Here is a 20,826-nt window from a genome sequence, read left to right on the forward strand (position 1 = left end):
AGGAGTGCGAAGTGAGCGGTGGCCACGGGTCCCGTCCCACGCTCGAAGCCGTCGCGGCACACGCGGGGGTCTCGCGCGCCACCGTGTCGCGGGTGGTCAACGGCGGTGCGGGCGTACGGGCGGAGGTCCGCGACCGGGTCCAGCGTTCCGTGGACGAGCTGGGGTACGTGCCGAACAGCGCGGCCCGCAGCCTGGTCACCCGCCGGACCGGGGCCGTCGCGGTGGTCATCGCCGAGCCGGAGACCCGCGTCTTCGCCGACCCGTTCTTCGCGCAGCAACTACGCGGGATCAGCCGCGAGTTGTCGGAACGTGACATGCAGCTGCTGCTGCTCCTCCTCGAACAGCGCCGGGACCACACCCGTATCGGCCGCTACCTCTCGGGCGGTCACGTCGACGGCGCGCTGATGTTCTCCCTGCACACGCACGACCCGCTGCCCGCGATGGCCGCCGAATCCGGGCTGCCGACGGTCTTCGGCGGCCGCCCCGGCTGGCCCGGCTCCGAACGCGAGCCGCGCCCGCTGTATGTGGACACCGACAACCGCGGCGGCGCCCGGCAGGCCGTGGAACACCTCCTGGAACGCGGCCGGAGACGCGTCGCCGTCATCACCGGCCCCCTCGACCAGACCTCCGCGCTGGACCGGCTGCACGGGTACCGCGACGCCCTCGGCGTCGTCGAGGCCGACCCCGCGCTGGTGGCGCACGGCGGCTTCACCGCCGAGGGCGGCGAGCGCGCGATGGCCGAACTCCTCGACCGCACGCCCGACCTGGACGCCGTCTTCGCCGGTTCCGACCTGATGGCCTCGGGCGCGATCCGCACGCTGCGGGCGTACGGCCGCCGCGTGCCCGACGACGTCGCGGTCGTCGGCTACGACGACCTGGAGCCCGCCGCCTGGGCCGATCCCCCGCTCACGACCGTGCGCCAGGACGTGGAGGGCATGGGCCGGATGATGGCCGAACTCCTCATGCGCCGCCTCGGTCTGGGCCCGGAGCCCGCGACCCCGGAGGGCGTGCCGACGTCGGTGGTGACCCCCGCGCGGCTGATCGTGCGGGCGTCGAGCTGACGCCACCGGGGCGGCGGGCGCGTACGGGACAGGGCGGGCGTACCCGGACGGGGCGCGCGTACGGGGTGGGGCGGGCGGGGGCCGGAGGTACCCGGAGGTAAAGGAGTCGGAAAGATTGACTCAAAAGAAGCCCTGGATCTGACCGAATCCCTTCGCTTCGGCGGATCTTGTGCCCACCCGCACGCCGACCCGCGCGAGGCGGCGGAGGACCCGCGCGCGGTCCGTACGGAGAACCCCCGGCTCCGGCTCCGGCCCCGGACGAACCGCCACCACGCGGACCCGGCCCGTACGGCGGAACGGTCGCGCGTCGAACGCGCCGCCCGCTGAAGGACGTTCGGGACCGGCCGGGCAGGCCGTACGGCGCGTACGACGCGTACGGCTCTAGTCCGCCGTCACCAGCTCGTCGTAGACGCTGAGGACGTGCGCCACCGTGTCGTCCACCGTCGGCAGGCACGCGGCACGGGCGCGGCCCGCCGCCGCGAGCGCCGCACGGCGGTCCGGGTCCCGCAGCAGGGCGGTGACGGCGCCCGCGAGCGCCTCGGGGTCCGCGTACGGCACCAGCAGGCCCGCGTCGCCGACGAGTTCGGGCAGCCCGCCGACGGCGGTCGCGACCAGCGGCACCCCCGCGCGCAGCGCCTCCTGCGCGACCAGGGAGCGCGCCTCCCAGCGCGCGGGGACGAGCGCCACGTCCGCGGCGGCCAGCAGCTCGAACGCGTCGTCGCGGCGGCCCAGCAGCCGTACGGGCAGGTCCTCCGCCTCGATCCGCGCCTGGAGCGCCGCACGGTGCGGCCCCTCCCCCGCGATGGCCAGCAGCGGCGGCGGCTCCAGGTCGCGCCAGGCGCGCGCGGCGGTCAGGGCGGTGGTGTGCCCCTGGAGCGGTTCGAGTCGGCCGACGGCCAGCACCAGCGGGCGGTCGACGGCGCCGATCTCCGCGCGTACCTTGGCGGCCGCGTCCGGGTCGAGCGGCGGCGGGTACGCGTCGGGGCGCGGCTCCGGGAACGGCAGCGCGACCGGCGCCAGCCGCGCGTCGCGCGCTCCCCTGCGCCGCGCCAGGTCCACGAGGTCGGTGGTGGCCCCGAGGACCACGCCCGCGGCGCGCGCCACGCGCCGTTCCAGCAGGCGCGCGACCCCGCGGTGCGCGCCGTGGGCGTGCGCGCGGGTGTGCCAGGTGACGACGAGCGGCACGTGCCGCCGACGGCTGCCGAGCGCGAGGGCGGCGAGCAGCCCGGCGTGCGGACCGTGCGCGTGGACGACGTCGGCGTCGGCGCAGATCCGGCGGAGGGCGCGCACCGTGTCGGTGTCGGTGTGCAGCGGGCCGGGGAGCGACGCGAACGCCGGGACGGCGCCGGGCACGGGCGGCGCGGCGGGCGACACCGGCGGGTGCCCCACCTCGGTGAGTCGGGCACCGGCGGCGGTGAAGCCGTACGCCTGCTCCGACCCGTACGGCGCGCACACCGTCACGCGGAGGCCGTGCGCCACCAGTCCCTCGGTCAGCGAGCGGACGTGCGCGCCGGTCGTCGCGCACGGGACCTCGGCGCCCGCCGTCCCGGCGCGGCGGCGCGGGCCCGTGCCCGGGACGCCGGGCACGGACGGCGCCGCCTGGGCGCCGTACGCGACGGGCGTGCCGTGGGCGCCGGACAGCACCTGCACGACGTGCACCGGGGCGGGCGCGCGTGGCGGAAGCGGCGGATCGGGGGGACGGCTCACAGCGGGTCGGACTCCGGGGTTGCGAGAAGCGGGCGTGCGCCGGGGCGTGATGCGCTGCGCCCAGGATGCCAGTCCGTGACAGGGGCGGGGCACCGCGTACCGGCCACGGAGGCCGCACGAGGCGGGCGTCCGCGGCACGTATCACCCGCGCGGGCGACCCCGCCCCGTACGGGCGCGGTAGCGGCCGACCGGTACGCGCGCCGTGGCCGCACCGCCCCAGCGGGCGGTACGGGCGCCTGCGCGGCGTACGTCCGGCGGGCGCGCGGGACGGCCCCACAACGGCCGGAAACACCCGGTGCCGCGGCCCACGCCCGTACGCGCGCGGCCACGGGTACGGCGGGCGCCGGGCCCGTACGGCGAACGCGCGTCAGACCGCCGCGCGGGCCGTCGCGAGCAGCTCCTCGGCGTGGGCGCGGGCGAGGCTGGAGTCCTCCTGCCCGGCGAGCATCCGGGACAGCTCCCGCACCCGGTCCTCGCCCTCCATCGCCTGCACGCCGCTGCGGGTCACCGACCCGTCGTCCGTCTTCTCCACCACCAGGTGCCGGTCGGCGAAGGCCGCGACCTGCGGCAGGTGCGTCACGACGACCACCTGCGCGGACCGGGCGAGCCGCGCCAGCCTGCGGCCGACCTCGACGGCGGCCTTGCCGCCGACGCCCGCGTCCACCTCGTCGAAGAGGTATGTCGGCACCGGGTCCGAGCCCGCGAAGACCACCTCCACCGCCAGCATCACCCGGGACAGCTCGCCGCCCGACGCTCCCTTCGCGATCGGCCGGGCGTGCGCCCCGGGGTGCGGGGCGAGCAGCAGCTCCACGTCGTCCGTGCCGTGCGGCCCGAACGCGACCGTACGGCCGTCCAGTTCGAGCCCCGCCGGGTCGTCGGCCCGGCGCAGCTCGAACGAGACCCGGGCGTGCGGCATGGCCAGCTCGGCCAGTTCGCCGGTGACCGCGTCGGCGAAGCGCTTCGCCGCGTCCGTACGGGCCTCGGTGAGGCGCTGGGCGAGCCCGGCGAGTTCGTCGTGGAGGGCGTCGCGTTCGGCGGTCAGCTCCTCGATGCGGTCGTCGTCGCCGGAGAGTTCGGCCAGACGCGCCGCGCCCTCCTCGGCCCACGCCAGCACGGAGCCGACGTCCTCCCCGTACTTGCGGGTCAGCTGCCCGAGCGCCGCGCGGCGCTCCTCGACGGCGGCGAGGCGCAGCGGGTCGGCGTCCAGGTCGTCGGCGTAACCGGCGAGTTCGCCCGCGATGTCGGACAGCAGGATGCCGACCTCGCTCAGCCGGTCCGCGAGCGCCGCGAGGGCCGGGTCGTGGGACCGTACTGCCTCCAGCGCCCGGTGCGCGCCCACGACGAGTGTCGCGGCGTCCATGCCCTCGGGCCCGGACTGGTCGGCGGGGTCGCCCGCCAGCGCGCCGTGCGCCGTCGTGGCGGCGGAGGCCAACGCCTCGGCGTGGCCGAGCCGTTCGGCCTCGGCGGCGAGTTCGGCGTCCTCGTCGGGGCGGGGGTCGACGGCGGCGATCTCGTCGAGGCCGTACCGCAGGTGGTCGGCCTCCTGCGCGCGCTCGCGGGCCCGGGTGGTCAGCTCGTCGAGGGTGGCGGCGACCGTACGCAGCCGCTGGTACGCCGTCCCGTACGCGGCGAGCGGCCCGGACACGGCCTCGCCCGCGTACCGGTCGAGCGCCTGCCGCTGCCGCGCCGGGCGCAGCAGCCCCTGCTGGTCGGTCTGCCCGTGCACGGCCACCAGGTCGTCGCTCAGCTCCGCCAGCAGCCCCACGGGCGCGGACCGGCCGCCCAGGTGCGCGCGGGACCGGCCCTCCGCCGAGACCGTACGGCTGACCAGCAGCGCGCCGTCGTCCAGCTCGGCGCCCGCCTCCTCGGCCCGTACGGCCGCCGCGGAGCCCGGGGGCACCACGATCCGCCCCTCCACGACGGCGGCCTTCGCCCCGACGCGTACGAGCCCCGCGTCGGCGCGCCCGCCGAGCAGCAGCCCGAGGCTGGTCACGACCATCGTCTTGCCCGCTCCGGTCTCGCCGGTCACCGCGGTGAAGCCGGGCGCCAGCTCGACGACGGCGTCGTCGATCACGCCCAGGGCTCTGATCCGCATCTCCTCCAACACGGATACGACCATACGAGGTTCCCCGCGCAAAGCCACCCCCGGTCCGCCGCGCGACCCCCGTGCGGGGCCCGCGGCGGGTGCCGCTTCACCGGTACGGCGACGGCGGCGGACGTCCGTACGGATGCGGCGCGCGGCCCGGGAGTGTCCCCGCCGCACGCGCCGGGGCACGGCGCCACGCACGCCCGGGGCGCGTCACGGCGAGGCGCCGCGCCACCCCGCCACCGGCAGCGCGAACTTCGCCACCAGCCGGTCCGTGAACGACGCGTGGTGCAGCCGCGCCAGCCGCACCGGCACCGCGCCGCGCCGCACCTCGACGCGCGCCCCCGGGGACAGGTCCACGCTGCGCCGCCCGTCGCACCACAGCACGCCGTGCGGCGTACGCGGCTGGACCTCCACCGCCAGCACCGAGTCGGGCGCGGTGAGCAGCGGCCTCGCGAACAGCGCGTGGGCGCTGATCGGCACCATCAGCAGCGCCTCGACCTCCGGCCACACCACCGGGCCCCCGGCGGAGAAGGCGTACGCCGTCGAGCCCGTCGGTGTCGCGCACACCACGCCGTCCCCGCCGAAGCGGGAGACGGGCCGCCCGTCGACCTCCGTCACGACCTCCAGCATCCGCTCACGCGCGGCCTTCTCGACGGACGCCTCGTTCAGCGCCCAGTCGGTGTGCACGAGCCGCCCCTCGTTCCGTACGAGCACGTCGAGCGTCATCCGCTCCTCGACCTCGTACGCCCGCCGCACCACCCGGTCCACCACGCGGTCCAGGTCGTCCCGTTCGGCCTCGGCGAGGAAGCCGACGCGGCCCAGGTTGACGCCGAGCATCGGCACCCCGGAGGCGCGCGCGAACTCCGCGCCGCGCAGCAGCGTGCCGTCGCCGCCGAGCACCACGAGCAGCTCGCAGCCGTCCAGCACGTCCGGCTTCGCCTCGACCGTCTCCACCTGCTCCGGCAGCGGCAGGTCCGTTGCCTCGTCCCCCAGCACCCGGACGCCGATGCCGTGCCGCAGCAGCCCCTGCACGACCAGCTCGGCGCTGCGGACGGCGGCGGGCCGCCCGGTGTGCGCGAGGAGGAAGACCGTACGGTCCTCGCTCGCCGTACGGTCCTCGGTCCCTGTCGTCGTCAATTCGGCCCCTCCGCCACAGCTCGGTCGAGATCGGCCGGGTCGAGATCGGGCGCCCCGGCGCGCAGCCACAGAAAGTATTCGACGTTCCCGGACGGTCCCGGCAGGGGGCTGGCGACGACGCCGAGCGCCCCCAGGCCCAGCCCGGCGGCCCGCGCCGCCACGTCCCGTACGGCCTCGGCGCGCAGCCGCGCGCTGCGCACCACCCCGCCGCTGCCGAGCCGTTCGCGCCCCACCTCGAACTGGGGCTTGACCATCAGCACCAGGTCGGCGTCGGGCGCGGAGCAGCGCACCAGGGCCGGGAGCACCAGGCCGAGGGGGATGAACGACAGGTCGCCCACGACCAGTTCGGCCGGTACGCCGTCGAGGTCGTCCGGGGTCAGCTCCCGTACGTTCGTCCGGTCCCGTACGGTGACGCGCGCGTCGCCGCGCAGGGACCACGCCAGCTGTCCGTACCCCACGTCCACGGCCACCACGTGGCCCGCCCCGGCGCGGAGCAGGACGTCCGTGAAGCCGCCCGTGGAGGCACCCGCGTCGAGGGCGCGGCGACCGGCGACGGCCAGGCCGAGGGGCTGGAACGCGGCGAGGGCGCCCGCGAGTTTGTGGCCACCGCGCGACACGTAGTCCGGGTCGCCGTCGTCGGCGCGGACGACGAGCGCGGCGCTCGTCTCGACCTGCGTGGCGGACTTGGAGGCGGTCGCCCCGCCGACGGTCACACGGCCCGCGGCGATCAGCTGCCCGGCGTGCTCACGCGAGCGCGCCAGCTTGCGGCGCACCAACTCCGCGTCGAGACGCCTGCGTTGCGGGCGGGTCACTGCCACGTCGGCTTCAACTCCTGGGGTCGGGCCGGTCGTCGGGCCGGAGGGCGGGGCCGGGGCCCGGTCCGGGGTCGGGCCAGTCGAGGGCGGTCAGGGTGTCGCGCAGACCGCGGTGCACATCCTCGTACACCTCCAGGTGCCCGGACACGGCGAGGTGGTCGGCGTCCTCCAGCCGCCGCAACCGCGCGTCCACCGGAGGATGCCCCGTGGGCTCCGTGCCGACGCCGAGCGGACGCGGGGCGTCGGGCACGCCGCCGGGCGGCGGCTCCTCCCCGGCGGCCTCGTCGCCGTGCGCCCGCCCGTCCGCGCCCGCTTCCGCACCCTCGCCGTTCTCCTCGTGCGCGTCCGCCGCGCCGTCCCGCGCCGGCGCCCCGCCGGGCTCCCCGGGCACGCCGGGACCCGGCGCCACCAGCCCGTACGCCTGCTGCCCGGCGCCGTACCTCACCTCGTCCATGCACCCGACGCTACCCGCTGCCACCGACAGCGCGGCGCGCCGGGACACCGCGCCGGGCCCCGTACGGGCGCGGGCGGGGTGCCCGTACGGGCGCGGGCGGGGTGCCCGTACGGGCGCGCGTACGGGAGGGGGACGCGGGAGCGGGTACGGGCGCGGGGGCGCGTGCGCTCAGGCGCCGACGCGGACGCGCGCCGCCGGGATCACCAGCGGGGTGCCGGTCTCCGGGTCGTCGATCACCCGGCAGGGCAGTTCGAAGACCTCCCGCACCAGGTCCGCCGTCAGCACCTCGGACGGCCTGCCCTCCGCGACGATCGACCCGCCGCGCATGGCGACGAGGTGGGTGGCGTACCGCGCCGCGTGGTTGAGGTCGTGCAGCACCGCGACCACCGTGCGCCCAGCCTCGTGCAGCCCGGCGCAGAGGTCCAGGATCTCGATCTGGTGGGCGATGTCGAGGTACGTCGTCGGCTCGTCGAGCAGCAGCAGCGGTGTCTCCTGCGCGAGGGCCATGGCGATCCACACCCGCTGCCGCTGCCCGCCGGACAGCTCCTCCACGTACCGGTCGGCGAGGTCCGCGACACCCGTCGCGCGCATCGACTCGGCGACGATCCGCTCGTCCTCGCGCGACCACTGCCGCAGCAGCCCCTGGTGCGGGTAACGGCCGCGGGCCACCAGGTCGGAGACGCTGATGCCGTCCGGCGCGACGGACGACTGCGGGAGCAGCCCGAGGGTGCGGGCGACCTGCTTCGGCGGCAGGGCGTGGATGTCCCGGCCGTCCAGCAGCACCCGCCCGGCGGCGGGCTTCAGCATGCGGGAGAGGGCCCGCAGGAGGGTGGACTTGCCGCACGCGTTGGGGCCGATGATCACGGTGAACGACTCGTCGGGGACGGCGATCTCGAGGTCCCGCGCGATGGTGCGCTGGTCGTACGCGAGGGTCAGGCCCTCGCCGCCGAGCCGGGTGCCGGTCCCGGTACCCGTACCCGTACCCGTACCGCTGCCGGGGTCCTTCGCCAGGACGGGCCCCGTGCCGAGGGCCGTGTCGGGACCCGTCGCGCGTACGGTGCCGGGTTCGGCGGGATGCTTCATGTCGGCGTTCCTCGTCTTCCTGTCGCGGCCCTCGCCCGTGCCGGTACGACCGCCCGTGCCCGTCGCGTCGCTCATATCCGCCCCGCCTTGCGCTCCGTGGCCAGCAGCCACACCAGATAGCCGCCGCCCAGCACGCCGGTGACCACGCCCACCGGCAGTTGGTGCCCCTCGAACACCCGCTGCGCCGCGAGGTCCGCGAGCACCAGCAGCGCCGCGCCCGTACACATCGACGGCACCAGGTTCGGCCCCGGTGACCGCGTCATCCGCTTCGCCACCTGCGGCGCCGTCAGCGCCACGAACGCCACCGGCCCGGCCGCCGCCGCGCCGAACGACACCAGCAGCACCGCCGACGCCAGCACCGTCAGCCGTATCCGCTCCACCGGCACGCCGAGCGAGAACGCCGCGTCGTCGCCCATCTCCAGCATCCGCATCGCCCGCGCGCAGCCGAACAGCACGACGGGCAGCAGCACCGCCATCGCGACCAGCAGCGGTACGGCGTCGTCCCAGCCGCGCCCGTTCAGGCTGCCGGTCATCCAGAGCACCGCGCGCGCGGCGTCGGTGATCTGCGCCCGGGTGAGGAGGTAGCCGTTGACGCCGGTGAGGATGGCGGTGATGCCGATGCCGGTGAGCACCAGCCGGTAGCCGTGCACGCCCTGCCGCCAGGCCAGCGCGTAGATCAGCAGCCCGGTGGCCAGGCCACCCGTCACCGCCCCGGCCGCCAGCGCGGCGCTGCCGCTGCCGAACACCACGATGGTGACCAGCGCGCCCGTCGCCGCGCCCTGCGTGAAGCCGAGCACGTCGGGCGAGCCGAGCGGGTTGCGCACGACGGACTGGAAGATCGCCCCGCCGAGCGCCAGCGCCCCGCCGACCAGCAGGGCGGTGACGACGCGCGGCAGCCGTACGTCGTTCACGATGAACTCGTCGGCCGGGTTGCCCGAGCCGAGCAGCGTGTCGATCACCTGCTGCGTCGTCATCGGGTAGTCGCCGCTGCCGCTGCCGATCGCGAACACCGAGGAGACCGCCGCGACCACCAGGCACCCCAGGCCCACGGCGAGCGCGCGCGGCCGGAACGCGATCGAGTGCCCGCTCCCCGTACGGATGACGCTCATGCCCCCACCGCCTTCCGGCGGCGCACGAAGTACAGGAAGAACGGGCCGCCGAGCACCGCCGTCACGATCCCCACCTGGAGTTCCGACGGGCGCGCGAGCACCCGCCCGAGGACGTCGGCGCCGAGCAGCAGCACCGGCGCGAGCACCGCGCAGTACGGCAGCACCCAGCGCATGTCGGGCCCGGTCAGCGTGCGCACGAGGTGCGGCACCATCAGGCCGACGAAGACGATCGGCCCGCACGCCGCCGTGGCCGCGCCGCACAGCAGCGTCACGGCGAGCATGCCGCCCGCCCGCGTACGCGCCGGGTGCGAGCCGAGGGAGCGCGCCGCGTCGTCGCCGAGGGCGAGCGCGTTCAGCGGGCGGGCGAGCGCCAGCGCCAGCAGCACCCCGGCCGCGACGAACCACACCAGCTTCTCCGCCGTCTCCGCCTGCGCCCCGGCCAGCGAACCGACCGTCCAGAAGCGCATCTTGTCGAGCGAGGCGGTGTCCAGCAGCTGTACGGCGTTGACGTAGCTGAACAGCGCCGCGTTCAGCGCCGCGCCGCCGAGCGCCAGCCGCGCGGGCGTCGCGCCGCGCCCGCCGCCGACCACGTACACGGCGACGGCCACCGCGCCCGTACCGGCGAACGCGAACCACACGTAGCCGGTGAAGGACTCGACGCCGAGGAACGAGATCGCCGACACGACCGCCGCGGCCGCGCCCGCGTTGATGCCGAGGAGGCCCGGGTCGGCCAGCGGGTTGCGGGCCAGCGCCTGCATCACGCCACCGGCCAGGCCCAGCGCCGTACCGGCCATGAGGCCGAGCAGGGTGCGGGGCAGGCGCATCTCGTGCACGACGGTGTACTCGGGCGAGGCGCTGTCGGTGAGACCGCGCCACGCCGCGTCCAGCGCGAGCGGCTTGGCTCCCACGGCGAGGCTGAGGGCGGCCACGAGGCACAGCAGCAGCAGGGCGCCGAGGAGGCCGACGGCGCGCGGCGCGTGCCGCCCGGCGGGTGGCCGGTCGGCGGCGGGCGGCGCGGGCGTCACGTCCGCTTCCGCCTGCGGGGACTTGGTGAGCGACACGTGCGCGGCTCCGGCTACGGGCCGGTGCGTTCTCGGTCACCCGGCCACTGGACGATGACGTGGGTTAGGTTAACCTAACCCGGCATTCGGGCCCACTGGTCCCCCGTACATTCCGAGAAGGGCTCCCCATGTCACGCTCCCTCCCCCGCCTCTCCCGCCGCGGCCTCCTCGCCGCGGGCGGCGCCGCCGGCCTCGGCGCGCTCCTCACGGCGTGCGGCGACGACGACGGCGGGTCGGGCTCCGGTGGCGGTGGCTCCTGGTCGTTCACCGACGACCGGAAGGAGAAGGTCGAGCTGGACGGGCGCCCGGAGCGGATCGTGGCCTTCACCGGTACGGCCGCCGCGCTGCACGACTTCGGCGTCGACGAGCAGCTCGTGGGCGTCTTCGGCCCGACGAAGCTGAAGAACGGCGAGCCGGACCCGCAGGCCGGGGAGCTGGACGTGGACGGCGTCGAGATCATCGGCAACGCGTACGGCGAGTTCAACATCGAGAAGTACGCCAAGCTCCGCCCCGAGCTGCTGATCACCAACACGTACGAGCCCGGCGTCCTGTGGTTCGTACCGGACGAGAGCAAGAGCAAGATCGTCAAGCTCGCGCCGAGCATCGCGATCAAGGCGTCCCGCGTCTCCCTGCTGACCATCGTCGACCGCTACGCCGAGCTGGCCCGCACCCTCGGCGCCGACCCGAAGGCCAAGCGGGTCACCGACGCGAAGGCCCGCTTCGAGCAGGCCGCCGAACGGCTCCGCAAGGCCGCCAAGGCCAAGGGCGGGCTGAAGGTGATGGCCGCGTCCGGCAGCCGCGACCTGTTCTACGTGTCGACCCCGAAGGTCAACGCCGACCTGATGTACCTGCGCGAGCTGGGCGTCGACGTCGTCGTCCCGCGGAAGCTGGACGAGGGCGGCTACTTCGAGCCGCTCAGCTGGGAGAACGCCGACAAGTACCCGGCCGACGTGATCATGCTCGACAACCGCGGCCAGGCCCTCCAGACCGGCGCCCTGGAGAAGATCCCCGCCTGGACGAAGCTGCCCGCGGTCGAGGCGGGCCAGGTCGTCCCGTGGGCGAGCGAGCCGCGGTTCAGTCACGCGGGCTCGGTGCCGCTGCTGGAGAACCTGGCCGAGGCCCTTGAGAAGGCGAAGAAGACCGGCTGACGCCGCGTACCCGGCAGCAGCCCGGCGACCGGCGGCGGGCGCGCCCCGCCGGTACGGCCCCCGGCCCCCGGGCCCCGACCACACAGCGGGAGGTTTCCGTCCCATGAGCAGCGCAGCGCCCGAAGCACCGCCCCTGCCCTTCGACTTCTTCGAACTGCACGTCGTACGCGCCCGCCGCGTGACCCCGTCCATGATGCGCGTCACCCTCGGCGGCCCGCTGCGCGGCCTGGAGTCCGGCGGCAGGGACCAGCGGCTGAAGCTGTTCCTTCCCCGGCCCGGCCAGGACGCGCCGGTCGTACCCGTCGGGGCGGGCACGGAGTGGTTCACGCGGTGGCAGGCGATGGACCCGGCCGTACGGGGCGTCATGCGCACGTACACCCTCCGCGAACAGCGCCGCGACCCCGACGAGTTGGACGTCGACTTCGCCCTCCACGGGATCGGCTCCCTCTCCCCGGACGAGGGCCCGGCCGCCCGCTGGGCCGCCGACGCCCGGCCCGGCGACCGGATCACCGTGCTCGGCCCGACGGCGCCAGACAACGCCGCCGTGGACTTCCGTCCCCCGCCGGGCACGGACTGGGTGCTGCTCAGCGGCGACGAGACGGCGCTGCCCGCCGTCGCGGGCATCCTGGAGTGGCTGCCCGCGGGCACCCCGGCGCACGTCTGGCTGGAGGTCCCGCACGCGGCCGACGCACAGCCCCTGCCGACCGCCGCCGACGCGCACGTCACCTGGCTCGTACGGGACGAGGCCCCGGCGGGCGCGAACCGTACGGACGTCGCGGTGGCCGCGCTCCGTACGGCGGAGCTGCCCGCGGGCACCCCGTACGCGTGGATCGCCGGGGAGGCGGGCACCGTCAAGGCACTGCGGCGGCACCTCGTCGGGGAGCGCGGATTCGGCCGCAGGGCCGTCAGGTTCACGGGCTACTGGCGGCGGGGCGCCAGCGAGGAGCAGCTCGTCTCGGAGGCCCTCGCGGGGAACCCGGTGAACCCCGTCGACGCCGAGGGGGCGGACACCGGCGACGGCACGTGAGGCCGACACCCGTACGGTGACCGGCCCGCACCACGGACCACCACCCAGGGGGAGGCGGACGGGGCCGCCGGTACGGGACGAGGCCGGCGGCCCCACCACCGCCCCGGCCCGCGCGACCGGGTCACAGGCCGAGCCGCGCCAGCGCCTTCCCCGCGCCCGCGTCCGTGCCGCCGTCCGCGTCCGTACCGCCGCCCGTAGCCGTACCGCCGTCCGCCGCAGTCCAGGCCGCGCCGCACAACGCCCGCAGCCCGTCGAGCCGTTCGCCGTCCCCCTCCAGCGCCAGCGCGCCGCCCCGCGCCGCAGCCGTCCAGCCGCCGCAGCGGAAGCCGCGTTCCGCGTCCCCCGTCACCTCCGGCTGCGGCGTGAGCAGCCCCCGCAGGTCCGCCGCCACGTACGTCGGCCGGTGCCGCGGCCCCGCCGCGAGCAGCTGCGCCGCGTCCGTCACGCCGGTCAGCACCAGCAGCGAGTCGACCTCCCCCGCGTGCGCGCCCTCGATGTCCGTGTCCAGCCGGTCGCCGACGACCAACGGCCGTTCCGCGCCCGTACGCAGGATCGTCTCCCGGTGCATCGGCGGCAGCGGCTTCCCCGCCACCACCGGCTCCGGCGGCTCCCGCATCCAGCGCGTGGCGATGCGTACGACCTCCACGGCGGCGCCGTTGCCGGGTGCGATCCCGCGGGCGCCGGGGATGGTCAGGTCGGTGTTGGACGCGTACCAGGGCACGCCCCGCCCCACCGCCAGCGCCGCCTCCGCGAGGCGGCCCCACGCCAGGTCCGGGCCGCCGTAGCCCTGCACGACGGCCGCCGGGTCGTCGTCCGCCGACTCGACGGCGCGCAGGCCGCGTTCGGCGAGCGCCGCGCGCAGCCCCTCGGCGCCCACGCACAGCACGGCCGCGCCCCGGGGCACCCGCTCGGCGATGACGCGCGCGACGGCCTGCGCGGAGGTGACCACGTCCGCCGGGTCGGCGGGCACGCCGAGCCCGGTGAGGTGTTCGGCGACGGTCTCCGGGGTGCGCGCCGCGTTGTTCGTCACGTACGCCAGCCGCATCCCGCCGTCGCGCGCCGCCCGCAGCGACGGCACGGCGTGCGCGACGGCCTCGCCGCCGACGTACACCACACCGTCGAGGTCCAGCAGCGCGGTGTCGTACGCCTCGTGGAGCGCCCGTCCGGAAGCCCGCAGCATCGTCGTCCCGCTCCTCAGGTGTCGGTACGGGCCGCGCCCACCGGCGGCCCCCGCCCGATCATCCCCCACCGCGCGCCGAGGCCCGCGCCGGGACGGCCGCATAGCATTTCCGGATGACCTCCGCCGGACTCCACCTCCGCCCGTTCCGCGGGCTGCGCTACGCCCAGGACCGCGTACGCAGCCTCGCCGCCGTCACCTCACCCCCGTACGACGTGGTCGTACGGCCGGACGGCGTGCACGAGTTGGAGACCGCGGACCCGTACAACATCGTCCGGCTGATCCTGCCCCAGACCCCCGACCCGACCGCCCGCCACCGCCAGGCCGCCGACACGCTGCGCGACTGGCAGCGGGCGGGCGTGCTCACCCGGGACGGGACGCCCGCCCTGTACGCGTACGAGCAGCGCCGCGGCGACGTGCTGCAACGCGGCCTCATCGGCGCGCTCCGCCTCGACGGGCCGGTGCTGCCGCACGAGGACGTGGTGCCGGAGATCGTCGCGGACCGCGCCGCGCTGATGCGCGAGGCCGCCGCCAACTTCGAGCCGCTGCTGCTCACCTACCGGGGCGACGACGGCGCGGAGGGCGGGCGTTCCGGGCCCACGGCCGGGTCCGTGCTCGAACGGGCCACCGCCCGCGAACCGTTGCTCGCCACCACCACCGAGGACGGCTTCGCACACCGTCTCTGGGCCGTCACCGACCCTGCCGAACTCGCCGCCGTCACCGCCGACCCGAGCCGCCACGACGCCCTCATCGCCGACGGGCACCACCGCTGGGCGACCTATCTCCAGCTGCGCGCCGAGCACCCGGGCGACCCCGGCTGGGCCCACGGGCTGGTGCTGCTGGTCGACTCGGCGCGCCACCCGCTCCAGGTCCGCGCCATCCACCGGGTACTGCCGCGGCTCGCACCGGCCGACGCGCTGGCACGCCTCGGTGGCGCGTTCCGCGGGCGTACGGTCGCCGGGCCCCTGCCGCGCGCCCTCGACGCGCTCGACGCGGCGCCCGGCAACGCCTTCCTGCTGTCCTCCGGCCCCGGCGACTTCCACCTGCTGGACTCCCCGGACCCGGCGCTGCTCGCCCGTACGGTCCGCGCGGACCGGCCCGAGGCGTGGCGGCGGCTGGACGCGACCGTGCTGCACTCGACCCTGCTCGACACCGTGTGGCGGGTCCCGGACCTGCCGTCCGACATCAGCTACCTGCACTCCGCCGAGTCCGCCGTCGACCAGGCACGACGGCTCGGCGGTACGGCGGTGCTGCTCCGGCCGGTCACCGAGGAGACCGTACGGGGACTGGCGACACGGGGGGTGACCATGCCGCGCAAGTCCACGTCGTTCGGGCCCAAACCGGCGACCGGCCTCGTCATACGCACGCTGGACGGCTGACTCAGCGGTCGTCGGTGCCGTCCGCCTCGTCCTCGTCCTCGGCGGCGTCCGCGTCGTCGAGGTCGTCCACACCGTCGAGGTCGTCCAGGTCGTCCAGGTCGTCGTCGAAGTCGGGAGCGGGCGCCGAGACGAACTGCGGCGTGTGGCCGTGCTGGGGCTCCGGCACGCGGGGGGCGCCACCGGTCACCTCGGCGTTCCCGTGCGCCTTCGCCTTCGCGGCCTCGCCGCCGCCGCTCGCGTCTTGGCCCTCGTCCCCGTCCTCTTCCTCGTCGAGCGCGTCGACGAACTCGACGCCGTCCAGCTCCGCGAGGCGGTCCGAGGCGTCGGTCATGCCGCTCTGGTCGGCCTCCAGCGCCTTCGCGAACCACTCGCGCGCCTCGCTCTCCCTCCCGACCTCCAGCAGCACGTCCGCGTAGGCGTACCGCAGCCGCGCCGACCACGGCTGCACGGAGTTCGACGCCAGCTCGGAGCTCTGCAACGTCACCACGGCGGCCTCCGCCTGGCCCATGTCACGCCGCGCACCGGCCGCCACGAGCCGCATCTCGACCTGGCCCGCCTTGTCGAGTTTCTGCACCTCGGGCTCACCGGCCATGGCCAACGCCCGTTCGGGACGGCCGATACCGCGCTCGCAGTCCGCCATCACCGGCCACAGCTGCACGCCACCGGTCATCCGGCGGGCGGCCCGGAACTCCGCCAGCGCCTCGGCGTACTTGCCGACGCCGTACGCCGCGAACCCGGCCGTCTCCCGCACGGCGGGCACCCGCGACGCCAACCGCAGGGCGACCTTGGCGTAGCCGTACGCCTGCTCGGGCTCGTCGTCGATGAGACGGCCGACCATCACGAGGTTCTTCGCGACGTCCTCCGCCAGGCCCTTGGGCAGGCTCATCAGCTCCTGCCGTACGTCCTTCTCGATCTCCTCGCCCGTGACGTCCTCGGGGATGGGGAGACGGCGCAGCGGCTCACGGTCGGGGCGGCGGTCGTCCCGGCGGTCCGGACGCCGGTCGTCGCGCCGGTCCCGGCCGCCGCGTACGTCACGACGGTCCCCACCGCGTCCGCGGTCGCGGTCACCCGGTCGGTCGTCACGGCGGAAGCCACCGGGGCGTCCACCGCCACCGGGGCCACCACGGCGGTCGCCACCGCCGGGCCCACCACGGCCGCGGTCCCGGTCGTCCCGGCCGCGACCCGCGCCGGGGCCGCCGGCGCCGCCTCCGTACGTACGACGGCCGTCGCGGCTGTCATCCGTACGGCGCGGGCCGCGCGGACGGTCGTCCCGCCCCTGCCCCGGGCCACGGTTCTGCTCCCGGTCACGGTCGCCGCCACGGGAGAAGCCGGGGCGCGAACCGCCTCGGTCGTCGCGGCGGTCGTCGCGCGGCCGGTCACTGCGAGGCCTGTCGCTGCGCGGCCGATCGCTACGGGGACGGTCGTCCCGACCCCGGTCGCGGTCGCGGTCCCGATCACCCCACGGGCGGCTGTCCCGGCGGTCGTTGCCACGGGGACGCTCGTCACGGTCGCGGTCACCCCGGGCACGGTCGTCGCGGCCACCGTCCCGGCCGCTCCCCCCGCCACGCGGACGGTCGTCCCGCGCCCGGTCCCGGTCGTTCCACGGGCGCCCCGCACCACGGTCGCGGTCCCCGCCACGCTCAGGAGCACGGTCGCGTCGGTCACGGTCCTGGCGGGGACGGTCGTCGCGCGCACGGTCGTCACGGCGGAAGCCACCGGGACGGCCACCGCCACCACCGGCGCCACCGCCGCGTTGACCACCGCCGGTGCCACCACGCTCACCGTCACGCCGAACCGGTCGTGCCCGGTCGTCACGCCGAGGACCGCCCTGGCCCTGGCGAGGTCGACGTTCGGGCCGCTCGTCGGGAGAGTTCGTGGACATCGGCGTGACTCCTGTCTGCGTACTGCTGCGAGGAAAACAAAAAGAGCCGTTGGCTCCCAGCGCGTGAACGCTGGGAGCCAACGGCTCCTAATAATTGTTCGGCGGTGTCCTACTCTCCCACGAGGTCCCCCTCGCAGTACCATCGGCGCAGAAAGGCTTAGCTTCCGGGTTCGAAATGTAACCGGGCGTTTCCCTCACGCTATAACCACCGAAACTCTATTCGGACCACCAGAAACGGGGTCCAGAGTCTAAGCGAACAAGCACACTCTTCAATTGGAAGATGCAACCTGCTGGTTGTGGTCTCAGAAACCACACAGTGGACGCGAACATTTAAGGACAAGCCCTCGGCCTATTAGTACCGGTCAACTCCACCCATTACTAGGCTTCCATATCCGGCCTATCAACCCGGTCATCTCCCGGGAGCCTTAACCCCACCAAGGGGGTGGGAGCCCTCATCTCGAAGCAGGCTTCCCGCTTAGATGCTTTCAGCGGTTATCCTTCCCGAACGTAGCCAACCAGCCATGCCCTTGGCAGAACAACTGGCACACCAGAGGTCCGTCCGTCCCGGTCCTCTCGTACTAGGGACAGCCCTTCTCAAGACTCCTACGCGCGCAGCGGATAGGGACCGAACTGTCTCACGACGTTCTAAACCCAGCTCGCGTACCGCTTTAATGGGCGAACAGCCCAACCCTTGGGACCGACTCCAGCCCCAGGATGCGACGAGCCGACATCGAGGTGCCAAACCATCCCGTCGATATGGACTCTTGGGGAAGATCAGCCTGTTATCCCCGGGGTACCTTTTATCCGTTGAGCGACGGCGCTTCCACAAGCCACCGCCGGATCACTAGTCCCGACTTTCGTCCCTGCTCGACCCGTCAGTCTCACAGTCAAGCTCCCTTGTGCACTTACACTCACCACCTGATGACCAACCAGGCTGAGGGAACCTTTGGGCGCCTCCGTTACTCTTTAGGAGGCAACCGCCCCAGTTAAACTACCCACCAGACACTGTCCCCGATCCGGATCACGGACCCAGGTTAGACATCCAGCACGACCAGAGTGGTATTTCAACAACGACTCCACAACCGCTGGCGCGGCCACTTCACAGTCTCCCACCTATCCTACACAAGCCGAACCGAACACCAATATCAAGCTATAGTAAAGGTCCCGGGGTCTTTCCGTCCTGCTGCGCGAAACGAGCATCTTTACTCGTACTGCAATTTCACCGGGCCTATGGTTGAGACAGTCAAGAAGTCGTTACGCCATTCGTGCAGGTCGGAACTTACCCGACAAGGAATTTCGCTACCTTAGGATGGTTATAGTTACCACCGCCGTTTACTGGCGCTTAAGTTCTCAGCTTCACCAGAACGAATACTGATTAACCGGTCCCCTTAACGTTCCAGCACCGGGCAGGCGTCAGTCCGTATACATCGCCTTACGGCTTCGCACGGACCTGTGTTTTTAGTAAACAGTCGCTTCTCGCTGGTCTCTGCGGCCACACCCAGCTCACCAAGAAAATTGGATCACCAGACGTGGCCCCCCTTCTCCCGAAGTTACGGGGGCATTTTGCCGAGTTCCTTAACCATAGTTCACCCGAACGCCTCGGTATTCTCTACCAGACCACCTGAGTCGGTTTAGGGTACGGGCCGCCGTACGACATCGCTAGAGGCTTTTCTCGACAGCATAGGATCATCCACTTCACCACAATCGGCTCGGCATCAGGTCTCACCCACAAGTTGCACGGATTTACCTGCACAACGGGCTACACCCTTACCCCGGGACAACCACCGCCCGGGCTGGACTACCTTCCTGCGTCACCCCATCACTCACCTACTACAGACTTGGACCGTCGGCTCCACCACACCCCAACACCCCGAAGGGAGCTGGAGCGGCTTCACGGACTTAGCATCACCTGATTCAGCGTTGGTCGCCACACAGCGGGTACCGGAATATCAACCGGTTATCCATCGACTACGCCTGTCGGCCTCGCCTTAGGTCCCGACTTACCCTGGGCAGATCAGCTTGACCCAGGAACCCTTAGTCAATCGGCGCGCACGTTTCCCACGTGCGTATCGCTACTCATGCCTGCATTCTCACTCGTGAACCGTCCACAACTCGCTTCCACGGCTGCTTCACCCGGCACACGACGCTCCCCTACCCATCACAACAGCCGTTAGGCCTCAAGTTGCAATGACATGACTTCGGCGGTGTGCTTGAGCCCCGCTACATTGTCGGCGCAGAATCACTTGACCAGTGAGCTATTACGCACTCTTTCAAGGATGGCTGCTTCTAAGCCAACCTCCTGGTTGTCTCTGCGACTCCACATCCTTTCCCACTTAGCACACGCTTAGGGGCCTTAGTCGATGCTCTGGGCTGTTTCCCTCTCGACCATGGAGCTTATCCCCCACAGTCTCACTGCCGTGCTCTCACTTACCGGCATTCGGAGTTTGGCTAAGGTCAGTAACCCGGTAAGGCCCATCGCCTATCCAGTGCTCTACCTCCGGCAAGAAACACACGACGCTGCACCTAAATGCATTTCGGGGAGAACCAGCTATCACGGAGTTTGATTGGCCTTTCACCCCTAACCACAGGTCATCCCCCAGGTTTTCAACCCTGGTGGGTTCGGGCCTCCACGACCTCTTACAGCCGCTTCACCCTGCCCATGGCTAGATCACTCCGCTTCGGGTCTTGAACACGCTACTCAGACGCCCTCTTCGGACTCGCTTTCGCTACGGCTCCCCCACAACGGGTTAACCTCGCAACATGCCGCAAACTCGCAGGCTCATTCTTCAAAAGGCACGCAGTCACCACGCACCGAGTAAACTCGGCACGCTAGGCTCCCACGGCTTGTAGGCACACGGTTTCAGGTACTCTTTCACTCCCCTCCCGGGGTACTTTTCACCATTCCCTCACGGTACTATCCGCTATCGGTCATCAGGGAATATTTAGGCTTAACGGGTGGTCCCGCCAGATTCACACAGGATTTCTCGGGCCCCATGCTACTTGGGTGGCCATCAAAGTGAGTCATGAATGTTTCAGCTACGGGGGTCTTACCCTCTACGCCGGGCCTTTCGCATGCCCTTCGCCTACACACATGATTTTTTACTCACCGACCGTCCGGCAGAACGATCAAGACAACTCCCACAACCCCGCATGCGCAACCCCTGCCGGGTATCACACACATACGGTTTAGCCTCATCCGGTTTCGCTCGCCACTACTCCCGGAATCACTGTTGTTTTCTCTTCCTGCGGGTACTGAGATGTTTCACTTCCCCGCGTTCCCTCCACACACCCTATACATTCAGGTGCGGGTGACAGCCCATGACGACTGCCGGGTTTCCCCATTCGGACATCCCCGGATCAAAGCTCGGTTGACAGCTCCCCGGGGCCTATCGCGGCCTCCCACGTCCTTCATCGGTTCCTGATGCCAAGGCATCCACCGTGCGCCCTTAAAAACTTGGCCACAGATGCTCGCGTCCACTGTGCAGTTCTCAAACAACAACCAGCCACCCACCACCCCACACACATGTGCGAGTTCACTGGGACCGGCACCAAGAGAAACAGACCACACACAAAACATGTGCATGCCCGTACTCTCAGACACCCAACAGCGCGCCCACCCACACCCCCAGCCGAACCCACCCGTTCCACACCCACACGGACAAAACCGAGTGAACAGTACTAAGGAAGATCCGACACG

14 protein-coding genes and 2 rRNA genes are annotated in these 20,826 nt (G+C 72.8%); 4 read left to right on the forward strand and 12 right to left on the reverse strand.

Annotated features, from left to right (window positions below; translation table 11 throughout):
* Positions 1–11: 11 nt before the first annotated feature.
* On the forward strand, positions 12–1,061 hold the full coding sequence (locus D7M15_RS03730) for a LacI family DNA-binding transcriptional regulator (protein ID WP_240649117.1): 1,050 nt from the start codon (positions 12–14) through the stop codon (positions 1,059–1,061).
* A gap of 381 nt (positions 1,062–1,442) precedes the next feature.
* Here D7M15_RS03730 and D7M15_RS03735 read toward each other — a convergent pair whose 3' ends face one another.
* The 8 genes from D7M15_RS03735 to D7M15_RS03770 all read right to left on the reverse strand — a co-directional run bounded on the left by D7M15_RS03735 (position 1,443) and on the right by D7M15_RS03770 (position 10,480).
* Positions 1,443–2,768: a glycosyltransferase family 4 protein gene (locus tag D7M15_RS03735; protein WP_276314420.1), complete on the reverse strand. Its 1,326-nt coding sequence runs from the start codon at positions 2,766–2,768 to the stop codon at positions 1,443–1,445.
* A 367-nt stretch (positions 2,769–3,135) separates the two neighbouring features.
* Positions 3,136–4,887: a DNA repair protein RecN gene (recN, locus tag D7M15_RS03740; protein WP_121516171.1), complete on the reverse strand. Its 1,752-nt coding sequence runs from the start codon at positions 4,885–4,887 to the stop codon at positions 3,136–3,138.
* A 180-nt stretch (positions 4,888–5,067) separates the two neighbouring features.
* Positions 5,068–5,994, reverse strand: a complete 927-nt coding sequence (locus tag D7M15_RS03745) for an NAD kinase (protein ID WP_121516172.1) — start codon at positions 5,992–5,994, stop codon at positions 5,068–5,070.
* On the reverse strand, positions 5,991–6,806 hold the full coding sequence (locus D7M15_RS03750; protein ID WP_121516173.1) for a TlyA family RNA methyltransferase: 816 nt from the start codon (positions 6,804–6,806) through the stop codon (positions 5,991–5,993). Before D7M15_RS03750 ends, D7M15_RS03745 begins: the two co-directional genes overlap by 4 nt.
* Positions 6,807–6,819: 13 nt before the next feature.
* Positions 6,820–7,263, reverse strand: a complete 444-nt coding sequence (locus tag D7M15_RS28885; RefSeq protein WP_346428782.1) for a hypothetical protein — start codon at positions 7,261–7,263, stop codon at positions 6,820–6,822.
* Between the two features lie 168 nt (positions 7,264–7,431).
* A complete protein-coding gene (locus tag D7M15_RS03760) occupies positions 7,432–8,421 on the reverse strand; it encodes an ABC transporter ATP-binding protein (protein WP_240649118.1) in 990 nt (329 codons plus the stop codon).
* Positions 8,418–9,455, reverse strand: coding sequence for an iron chelate uptake ABC transporter family permease subunit (locus D7M15_RS03765; RefSeq protein WP_121516174.1), 1,038 nt, complete (start codon positions 9,453–9,455; stop codon positions 8,418–8,420). Before D7M15_RS03765 ends, D7M15_RS03760 begins: the two co-directional genes overlap by 4 nt.
* Positions 9,452–10,480 carry an iron chelate uptake ABC transporter family permease subunit gene (locus tag D7M15_RS03770; protein WP_240649570.1) on the reverse strand — a complete coding sequence of 343 codons (1,029 nt, stop codon included), beginning with the start codon at positions 10,478–10,480 and terminating at the stop codon, positions 9,452–9,454. Before D7M15_RS03770 ends, D7M15_RS03765 begins: the two co-directional genes overlap by 4 nt.
* Before the next feature lie 164 nt (positions 10,481–10,644).
* Between D7M15_RS03770 and D7M15_RS03775 the strand changes: the two genes are divergently transcribed.
* Positions 10,645–11,664, forward strand: a complete 1,020-nt coding sequence (locus D7M15_RS03775) for an ABC transporter substrate-binding protein (protein ID WP_121516176.1) — start codon at positions 10,645–10,647, stop codon at positions 11,662–11,664.
* A gap of 103 nt (positions 11,665–11,767) precedes the next feature.
* Positions 11,768–12,691, forward strand: a complete 924-nt coding sequence (locus D7M15_RS03780; RefSeq protein WP_121516177.1) for a siderophore-interacting protein — start codon at positions 11,768–11,770, stop codon at positions 12,689–12,691.
* Between the two features lie 121 nt (positions 12,692–12,812).
* Here the strand turns inward: D7M15_RS03780 and D7M15_RS03785 are convergent, their stop codons facing one another.
* Positions 12,813–13,871 carry an HAD hydrolase-like protein gene (locus D7M15_RS03785; RefSeq protein ID WP_121516178.1) on the reverse strand — a complete coding sequence of 353 codons (1,059 nt, stop codon included), beginning with the start codon at positions 13,869–13,871 and terminating at the stop codon, positions 12,813–12,815.
* A 113-nt stretch (positions 13,872–13,984) separates the two neighbouring features.
* Here D7M15_RS03785 and D7M15_RS03790 point away from each other — a divergent pair, with 113 nt between their 5' ends.
* Positions 13,985–15,247 carry a DUF1015 domain-containing protein gene (locus D7M15_RS03790; protein WP_121516179.1) on the forward strand — a complete coding sequence of 421 codons (1,263 nt, stop codon included), beginning with the start codon at positions 13,985–13,987 and terminating at the stop codon, positions 15,245–15,247.
* 1 nt (position 15,248) lies between these two features.
* On the opposite strand, the gene D7M15_RS03795 is transcribed toward D7M15_RS03790, so the two are convergent.
* From D7M15_RS03795 to D7M15_RS03810, 3 genes are all read right to left on the reverse strand, one after another.
* Positions 15,249–16,133, reverse strand: a complete 885-nt coding sequence (locus tag D7M15_RS03795; protein ID WP_121516180.1) for a tetratricopeptide repeat protein — start codon at positions 16,131–16,133, stop codon at positions 15,249–15,251.
* Positions 16,134–17,225: 1,092 nt separating this feature from the next.
* Positions 17,226–17,342 (reverse strand): 5S ribosomal RNA (rrf, locus tag D7M15_RS03805).
* A gap of 119 nt (positions 17,343–17,461) precedes the next feature.
* Positions 17,462–20,589, reverse strand: a 23S ribosomal RNA gene (locus D7M15_RS03810).
* Positions 20,590–20,826: the final 237 nt, after the last annotated feature.

This window comes from Streptomyces sp. Z26 (assembly GCF_003665095.1).
Classification (GTDB): Bacteria; Actinomycetota; Actinomycetes; order Streptomycetales; family Streptomycetaceae; genus Streptomyces; species Streptomyces phytohabitans.

What these genes read in the sequence shown, in the direction of transcription:
- recN (WP_121516171.1), bottom strand. Translation starts at nt 4,887, where the DNA reads ATGGTCGTATCCGTGTTGGAGGAGATGCGGATCAGAGCCCTGGGCGTG.
- D7M15_RS28885 (WP_346428782.1), bottom strand. Translation starts at nt 7,263, where the DNA reads ATGGACGAGGTGAGGTACGGCGCCGGGCAGCAGGCGTACGGGCTGGTG.
- D7M15_RS03760 (WP_240649118.1), bottom strand. Translation starts at nt 8,421, where the DNA reads ATGAGCGACGCGACGGGCACGGGCGGTCGTACCGGCACGGGCGAGGGC.
- D7M15_RS03765 (WP_121516174.1), bottom strand. Translation starts at nt 9,455, where the DNA reads ATGAGCGTCATCCGTACGGGGAGCGGGCACTCGATCGCGTTCCGGCCG.
- D7M15_RS03775 (WP_121516176.1), top strand. Translation starts at nt 10,645, where the DNA reads ATGTCACGCTCCCTCCCCCGCCTCTCCCGCCGCGGCCTCCTCGCCGCG.
- D7M15_RS03780 (WP_121516177.1), top strand. Translation starts at nt 11,768, where the DNA reads ATGAGCAGCGCAGCGCCCGAAGCACCGCCCCTGCCCTTCGACTTCTTC.
- D7M15_RS03785 (WP_121516178.1), bottom strand. Translation starts at nt 13,871, where the DNA reads ATGCTGCGGGCTTCCGGACGGGCGCTCCACGAGGCGTACGACACCGCG.
- D7M15_RS03790 (WP_121516179.1), top strand. Translation starts at nt 13,985, where the DNA reads ATGACCTCCGCCGGACTCCACCTCCGCCCGTTCCGCGGGCTGCGCTAC.
- D7M15_RS03795 (WP_121516180.1), bottom strand. Translation starts at nt 16,133, where the DNA reads ATGAGCCTGCCCAAGGGCCTGGCGGAGGACGTCGCGAAGAACCTCGTG.